The sequence below is a fragment of the Streptosporangium nondiastaticum genome (assembly GCF_003011965.1).
In the GTDB taxonomy this organism is placed as follows: Bacteria; Actinomycetota; Actinomycetes; order Streptomycetales; family Streptomycetaceae; genus Streptomyces; species Streptomyces nondiastaticus.
Map to the genome: position 1 here is coordinate 1 of NZ_PXWG01000225.1, position 6,557 is coordinate 6,557.

Consider the following 6,557-nt stretch of genomic DNA (forward strand, 5'->3'; position numbering starts at 1 on the left):
GCACCACCCCCACCTGCGGCCGCCACCCCGCCCCCGGATCCTCCGCGTAGAGCCGGGCCTCGACCGCATGCCCCACCGGCACCGGCACCGCGGAATCCAGCGCCGCCTCCTCCGCCACCCGGATCTGCAGCGCCACGAGATCCACCCCGTAGACCGCCTCCGTCACCGGATGCTCCACCTGCAGCCGCGTGTTCATCTCCAGGAAGAACGGCCGCCCGTCCTTCACCAGGAACTCGACCGTCCCCGCGCCCACGTAGCCGACAGCGCGCGCCGCGGCGACCGCGGCCTCGGCGAGCTCCGCCCGCAGGTCTTCCGCGAGCCCCGGCGCCGGCGCCTCCTCGATCACCTTCTGGTGCCGCCGCTGCAGCGAGCAGTCCCGCGTCCCCAGCGCCCGCACCGCGCCGTGCGCGTCGGCGAGGATCTGCACTTCCACGTGCCGCCCGCCCTCCACGTACGGTTCGACGAACACCTCGTCGTCGCCGAAGGCGGCCATGGCCTCGGCCCGGGCGGAGGCGACCTCGGCGTCGAGCAGAGCGATGTCGCGGACGACCCGCATCCCCCGTCCGCCGCCCCCCGCGGCCGCCTTGACGATCAGCGGCGGCTCCCCCGCCACCAGCACCGGGACCCCCGCCTCCGCCATGATCCGCTTGGCGCGCGTCTTCGAGGCCATGGCCTCGATCACGGACGGCGGCGGCCCGATCCACACCAGCCCCGCGTCAAGAACGGCCTGTGCGAACGCCGCGCTCTCGGAGAGGAACCCGTACCCCGGATGCACGGCGTCCGCGCCCGCGGCGAGCGCGGCCCGCACCACCAGGTCGCCCCGCAGATACGTGTCCGCGGCGGCAGTGCCCGGCAGCCGGACGGCCATGTCCGCCTCGCGGACGTGCAGCGCACCGGCGTCGGCGTCCGAGTGGACGGCCACGGAGGTGATGCCCAGTTCCCGGCACGTGCGGAAGACACGGCAAGCGATCTCACCCCGGTTGGCGACCAGCAGCGACCCGATCATGAATCCACACCCCCGAAAACCGTCACATCCGAAGACCGTCACATCCGAAAGACGCCGAACCCGCCCCGTACGCCCTCGACCGGCGCCGAGTGGATCGCGGACAGGCACATCCCCAGCACCGTCCGCGTGTCGCGCGGATCGATGACACCGTCGTCGTAGAGCCGCCCGGAGAGGAACATCGCGAGCGACTCGGACTCGATCTGTTGCTCGACCATCTCCCGCAGGGCCGCGTCCGCTTCGTCGTCGTACGGGCGCCCCCGCGCCGCCGCGGACTGCCGCGCGACGATGGACAGGACACCGGCCAGCTGCTGCGGCCCCATGACGGCCGACTTGGCGCTGGGCCAGGCGAACAGGAACCGGGGGTCGAAGGCGCGCCCGCACATGCCGTAGTGCCCGGCGCCGTACGACGCGCCCATGAGGACGGACAGGTGCGGCACGCGGGAGTTCGCCACCGCGTTGATCATCATGGCGCCGTGCTTGATGATGCCGCCCTGCTCGTAGTCGCGACCCACCATGTACCCGGTGGTGTTGTGCAGGAAGACCAGCGGCACGTCACGCTGGTTGGCGAGCTGGATGAACTGCGCGGCCTTCTGCGACTCCTCGCTGAACAGGACGCCCTGCGCATTGGCGAGGATCCCCACGGGATACCCGTGGAGACGGGCCCAGCCCACCACGAGGCTGCCCCCGTACCGCGCCTTGACCTCGTCGAAGTCGGAGCCGTCGACGACGCGCGCGATGACCTCACGCGGATCGAAGGGGACCTTCAGATCGCCCGGCACGACGCCCAGCAGCTCGTCCTCGCCGTACAACGGCGGCGCGGCGGGCCCCGGATCGGGATGGGCCTTGCGCCGGTTGAGCCGGGCCACGACGCGCCGGGCGAGCCGCAGCGCGTCCCGCTCGTCCACGGCGAAGTGGTCGGCGAGGCCGGAGACCGAGGCGTGCATCTCCGCCCCGCCCAGCGACTCGTCGTCGCTCTCCTCGCCGGTGGCCATCTTCACCAGCGGCGGTCCGCCGAGGAAGACCTTCGCCTGCTCCTTCACCATGATCACGTGATCCGACATGCCGGGCACGTACGCGCCGCCGGCCGTCGAGTTGCCGAACACGACCGCCACCGTCGGCACACCGGCGGCCGACAGCCGCGTCAGGTCCCGGAACAGCCCGCCGCCGGGGATGAAGATCTCTTTCTGGCTGGGCAGATCGGCCCCGCCGGACTCGACGAGGGAGACGACCGGCAGCCGGTTGGCATACGCGATCTCGTTCGCCCGCAGGGCCTTCTTCAGCGTCCAGGGGTTGCTGGCGCCGCCCCGCACGGTGGGGTCGTTGGCGGTGATGACGCATTCGACGCCCTCGATGACACCGATGCCGGTGACGATCGACGCGCCGACGGCGTAGTCGCTGCCCCACCCCGCCAGGGGGGACAGCTCCAGGAACGGCGTGTCGGGGTCGAGGAGGAGTTCCACGCGCTCGCGGGCGAGGAGCTTGCCGCGCGCCCTGTGCCGGGTGACGTACTTTTCCCCACCGCCCGCGAGCGCCCGCGCGTGCTCGGCCTCGACGGCGGCGAGCCGCTCCAGCATGGAGGCCCGGTTCGCCGCGTACTCGTCACCCGCCGCATCAAGCCGGGACGACAGCACCGTCACAGCAGGACCTCCGGTAGCACCGTCACCGTCACAACAACACCTCCGGTATGTCGAGGTGCCGGGAGCGCAGCCACTCCCCCAGCGCCTTGGCCTGCGGGTCGAAACGGGCCTGGGAGGCGACGCCGGCGCCGAGCAGCCCGTCAATGGTGAAGTTGAGGGCGCGCAGCCCGGGGTACGCGTGCCGCGCGACGGGCAGCCGGGCGACCTCGGGCAGGAGCTGCCGGAAGCGGGAGCCGGTGAGCTCGTGGGCGAGCCACCGCCACGCCGCGTCCGACCGGACCCACACGCCCACGTTCGCCGAGCCGCCTTTGTCGCCGCTGCGCGCGCCCGCGACGAGCCCGAGGGGGGCGCGGCGGACAGGCCCGGGCGGCAGCGGGGCGGGCAGCGCGGGCGGCTCGACGGGGAGCGGCTCCTCGGCCGCCGCCGGAGCCGCGGGGACCCGCAGGCGCGTCCCGTCCGGCAGCACGGCCGTGTGCCGGACGGCGTACGCGTCCACGGAGGCGGCTTCGAACACGCCGTACGGGGAGCCCGGGCCGGGCGGCGCGGTGAGGTGGAAGCCGGGGTAGCCGGCCAGGGCCAGCTCGACGGCCGCTCCGCTGACGGCGCGGCCGACCGCCTCCGGGTCGGGGTCGCGCACGGTCAGGCGGAGGAACGCGCTCGCCTCCTCCTGCACGTCCGCGTCGGCGTGATCCGTACGGGCGAGGGTCCACCGGACCTCCGCGGGCCGGCGCGCGGCCAGGGCGTCCTCCATCTGCGCCCGGGCGAGGCGGGCCTTGGCCTCGATGTCGAGGCCGGTGAGCACGAACACGACCTCGTTGCGCCAGCCGCCCACCCGCGTGAGCCCCACCTTGAGCGAGGGCGGTGGCGCCTCGCCGCGGACGCCGCTGATCCGTACGCGGTCGGGGCCGTCGTCCGTGAGCCGGACGGTGTCCAGCCGGGCGGTCACGTCCGGTCCCAGGTAGCGGGGGCCGCCCGTCTCGTAGAGGAGCTGGGCCGTGACGGTGCCGACGGTGACGGCGCCGCCCGTGCCGGGGTGCTTGGTGATGACGGCCGAGCCGTCGGGGTGGATCTCGGCGATGGGGAAGCCGGGCCGGAAGACGCCCTGCCCGCCGCCTTCCCCGGCGGCGCGCCCGCCACCGCGCCCGCCGCCTTCCCGGGCAACGTCATCGGTGATGTGCTCGGTGAAGAAGGAGTAGTTGCCGCCGGTGGCCTGCGTGCCGCACTCCAGGACGTGCCCGGCGACGACCGCCCCCGCGAGCCGGTCCAGGTCCTCGGCGAGCCAGCCGAAGTGCGCGGCGGCGGGGCCGGTGACGAGGGCGGCGTCGGTGACGCGGCCGGTGACGACGACGTCCGCGCCGGCGCGCAGGCAGGCGGCGATGCCGGCGCCGCCGAGGTAGGCGTTGGCGGTGAGGACCTCGGGACCCCAGTCGCGCCCGGGCTCGTGCAGCAGGTCGTCGCCCTCGACGTGGGCGACGCGGACGTCGGCGCCGACGCGGCGGGCGAGGGCCCGGATCGCCTCCGCGAGGCCGCCGGGGTTGAGGCCGCCCGCGTTGGTGACGATCTTCACGCCGCGGTCGGCGGCGAGGCCGAGGCCTTCCTCCAGCTGGCCCAGGAACGTCTTCGCGTAGCCGCGGGAGGGGTCCTTGAGGCGGTCGCGGCCGAGGATGAGGAGGGTGAGCTCGGCGAGGTAGTCGCCGGTGAGGACGTCGAGGGGGCCGCCGGTCAGCATCTCGCGGAAGGCGTCGAAGCGGTCGCCGTAGAAGCCGGAGGCGTTGCCGATCCGCAGGGGGCGCGTCCGTAAGGGGCTGGAGGGGCTGGTCCGTAAGGGACTGGAGGAGTCTGTCACTGGGGGCCGCTCCCTCGGGAGGTCATGTCGGGACGGAGAGCAGGACGGAGAGCAGAACGGAGAGAGCGTGTCAGTGCGAAGAAAAACAATCAAGCGTGCTTGCCTTTATTTTTCGGCCAGTTGTGGTCAGGAACCGAGCGCCTCCGCAAGGAGCTCCGCGAGGTGCCGCGCGCGGGGACCGTCGCCCGCGAGCTGGGCGATCTGCGTGCGGCAGGAGAACCCGTCGGCGAGGACCGCGGTCGCGGCGTCGCCGTGCCGGGCCTCGCGCCTGTCCTCGCGCCGGGCTTCGCGGAGGGAAGGCAGCAACTGCTCCTCCGCACAGGCCGCGGACACCTCGTAATGCCCCTTCTCGAAACCGAAGTTGCCCGCCAGGCCGCAGCATCCACCGCTCAGCTCGCCCACCAGGCCGGCGCGCTCGCGCAGGCGGCGCTCGGCGGTGTCGCCGAGGACGGCGTGCTGGTGGCAGTGGGTCTGCCCGGCCACGGCGCGGTCCAGGCGGGGCGGCTGCCAGTGCGGGGCGAGCTCTTCGAGGGTCTGGGCGAACGTGAGGACCTTCTCGGCGAGTTGGCGGGCGCGGGGGTCGCCGGGGAGCAGTTCGGGGAGGTCGGTGCGGAGGGAGGCGGCGCAGCTGGGCTCCAGGACGGTGACGGGAAGTCCGGCGTCGAGGGCGGGGGCCATGACGTCGAGGGTGCGGAGCAGGGTGCGGCGTGCGCGGTGGAGCTGGCCGGTGGAGATCCAGGTCAGGCCGCAGCAGGGCGACTTCGGCGGGACGGCGATGCGGAGCCCGGCGCTCTCCAGCACCGTCACGGCCGCACGGCCGACCTCCGGGGAAAGGTGGTTGGTGAAGGTGTCGGGCCACAGCACGAGGTCCGCGCCTCCGGCCGCCGGGCCCGCCCCCGCGCGCTCCCGGCCCCGCCCCGGACCCCGCCCCTCCCACCACCGTACGAAGGGCTCGTCCGCCAGCCGTGGGATCGCGCGCTCCGGCGCGATCCCTCCGAGCCGCTTCGCGGCCGCCGCCAGTGGCCCGAGCGCCGTCAGCCGGTTGACGACCGGCGCCCCGCGGACCGCCGCGACGCCCCGCAGCCACACCGGCAGCCAGCCCATCGCGTAGTGCGCGGCGGGGCGCGGACGCCCCGCGTAGTGGTGGTGGAGGAACTCCGCCTTGTACGTGGCCATGTCGACGCCTACGGGGCAGTCGCTGCGGCAGCCCTTGCAGGCCAGGCACAGGTCCAGCGCCTCGCGGACCTCCTCCGAGCGCCAGCCGTCCGTGACGACCTCCCCGGCCAGCATCTCGTGCAGGAGCCGGGCGCGGCCGCGCGTGGAGTGCTGTTCCTCGCGCGTCACCCGGTACGACGGGCACATCACGCCCGCCCCGCCCACCGCCGTCTCACGGCACTTGGCCACGCCCACGCACCGCCGCACCGCGCCCGCGAAGTCGCCCCCGTCGTCCGCGTAGCCGAAGACCACGGGCAGGGGCCGCCGCGGCAGGACGTCGAAACGGAGGTTCTCGTCCAGCGCGTAGGGCCGTACGAGCATGCCCGGGTTGAGGCCGCCGTCGGGGTCCCAGAGGTCCTTGAAGCGCTCGAAGAGCCGGACGACGTCCGGCCCGTACATCTTCGGCAGGAGTCCGGCCCGCGCCTGCCCGTCGCCGTGCTCGCCGGACAGGGATCCGCCGTGGGCGACGACCAGCTCCGCGGCCTCGCCGGAGAAGTCGCGGAAGCGCCGCACCCCGTCCGGGCCCAGCAGGTCGAAGTCGATGCGGACGTGGATGCAGCCGTCGCCGAAGTGGCCGTAGGGCGCGCCGTGCAGGCCGTGGCGGCGCAGGAGGGCGCGGAAGTCGCGCAGGTAGGCGCCGAGGCGGGCGGGCGGGACGGCGCAGTCCTCCCAGCCGGGCCAGGCCTCGGTGCCGTCGGGCATGCGGGTGGCGGTGCCGGCGGCATCGTCCCGTACGCGCCACAGGGCGCGCTGCCCGGCCGCGTCGGTGACCACCACGGCGCCGGTGGTGGCCGGTGCGGCGGCCCGTACGAGCTCCTCGGCCCGCGCCCGGGCCTCGGCGGCCGTGGCCCCA

General features: G+C 74.4%; 4 protein-coding genes. All 4 read right to left on the bottom strand.

The annotated features are described in order from the left end of the window. A partial coding sequence (locus tag B7P34_RS34490; RefSeq protein ID WP_146167013.1) for a biotin carboxylase N-terminal domain-containing protein occupies positions 1-1,006 on the bottom strand: 1,006 nt, incomplete at its 3' end. 38 nt (positions 1,007-1,044) lie between these two features. Continuing rightward, positions 1,045-2,643 (bottom strand): acyl-CoA carboxylase subunit beta, encoded by a 1,599-nt coding sequence (locus tag B7P34_RS34495; protein WP_106682098.1) that lies wholly within the window; start codon positions 2,641-2,643, stop codon positions 1,045-1,047. 28 nt (positions 2,644-2,671) lie between these two features. Beyond that, positions 2,672-4,489, bottom strand: coding sequence for an acyclic terpene utilization AtuA family protein (locus B7P34_RS34500; protein ID WP_106682099.1), 1,818 nt, complete (start codon positions 4,487-4,489; stop codon positions 2,672-2,674). 126 nt (positions 4,490-4,615) lie between these two features. After that, positions 4,616-6,557 (bottom strand): FAD-binding and (Fe-S)-binding domain-containing protein (locus B7P34_RS34505; protein ID WP_189383269.1); only part of this gene is annotated, 1,942 nt, incomplete at its 5' end.